1 protein-coding gene is annotated in these 1,169 nt (G+C 67.3%); it reads right to left on the bottom strand.

Annotated elements, in window-relative coordinates:
• Positions 1-198: 198 nt before the first annotated feature.
• On the bottom strand, positions 199-393 hold the full coding sequence (locus tag C1I97_RS37585; RefSeq protein ID WP_111007328.1) for a DUF397 domain-containing protein: 195 nt from the start codon (positions 391-393) through the stop codon (positions 199-201).
• Between the last annotated feature and the right edge of the window lie 776 nt (positions 394-1,169).

The following is a 1,169-nucleotide window of genomic DNA, read 5'->3' as shown; positions in this document are numbered from 1 at the left end:
GGGGAGGTCTACCCGGGGGAACCGCCCGGCGGGGAGCCCGCCGCCGTCAAGGTCGTCAAGACCGTCTGGGGCGCCCGCATCGCCACCGTCGACGTCTACGCCCACGTCCAGGCCCGCCTGCCCGCCTGGACAGGGCGTAGGTATGCCAGTGCCCCGTGACCGGAGCTGAACGGTCACGGGGCACCGCACCGCACTGCTCTACGCGGTGTGCTGAGCGGCGAACCCGATGAACTCGGCCCAGGCGCCCGGCGTGAGGCTCACCGTCGGGCCTGCCTTGTCCTTCGAGTCACGTACGTGCGTGGCGCCCAGCCAGGAGGCGACCTCGACGCACTCGCCGCCCGACCCTGTGCTGTAGCTGCTCTTGAACCAAGCTGCCTCGGGTACAGCGTTCATTTCTCTCCCAGCAACTTCTCGACGAAGGCCATCGACTCGCGCGGAGTGAGGGCCTGTGCCCGGAGGATGCCGTACTGCTCCACGATCTCCCGGACCGACTCCCGCTCCGTGTAGAGACGGCTGTCCTTGTACGCCTCCACGTATGCGATCCTCTGTCCTTCCAGAGTCTCGATCAAGGTGAACGGACCTTCCAATCCAGCATGTTCTTCCCGCTCGATCGGCATCACCTGGATTTCGACGTTGCGGCGCTGACCGTGCAGCAGGATCTGCTCCCACTGGCCGCGCATGACGCCCCGCCCGCCCAGCGGGCGACGTAGTACGTACTCCTCGATGACGAAGCTGACGGTGGGCATGGGCTTACGGGAGAAGATCTCCTGACGCGCCAGGCGAGCCGCGACCCGCTGGGCGATGACCTCCTCGTCCAGCAGTGGGCGCCACATGCTGAACACCGCCTGCGCGTACTCCTCGGTCTGCAACAGACCGGGCACCGCCTTCGTGGCGTACACGTGGAGGGCTGCCGCCTTCGACTCCAGCCGGGCCGCATCCCGGAAGAAGGCCGGATACTGCGCCTGCGCCACCTCCTCCTTCCCCGCCTTCAAGACCCCGCCCGCGTCGAGCACTTCGTCGGCCCTGTCGATGAACCTCGGCGGCGGGATCCGCCTCCCCTGTTCAAAGCTGGCGATCGTGGACGCCGAATACCCCGTCCGACTGCCGAACTGCGCCCGGTCCAGCCCCCGTCTCTTGTACACATCTGACGCTGCCGACGACTAGCGTTG

This window comes from Streptomyces sp. NTH33 (genome assembly GCF_003236365.1).
Classification (GTDB): domain Bacteria; phylum Actinomycetota; class Actinomycetes; order Streptomycetales; family Streptomycetaceae; genus Streptomyces.
Note: the sequence above shows the minus strand (reverse complement) of the source record. Positions and strands in the feature narration are given on the sequence as shown.

What these genes read in the sequence shown, in the direction of transcription:
- C1I97_RS37585 (WP_111007328.1), bottom strand. Translation starts at nt 393, where the DNA reads ATGAACGCTGTACCCGAGGCAGCTTGGTTCAAGAGCAGCTACAGCACA.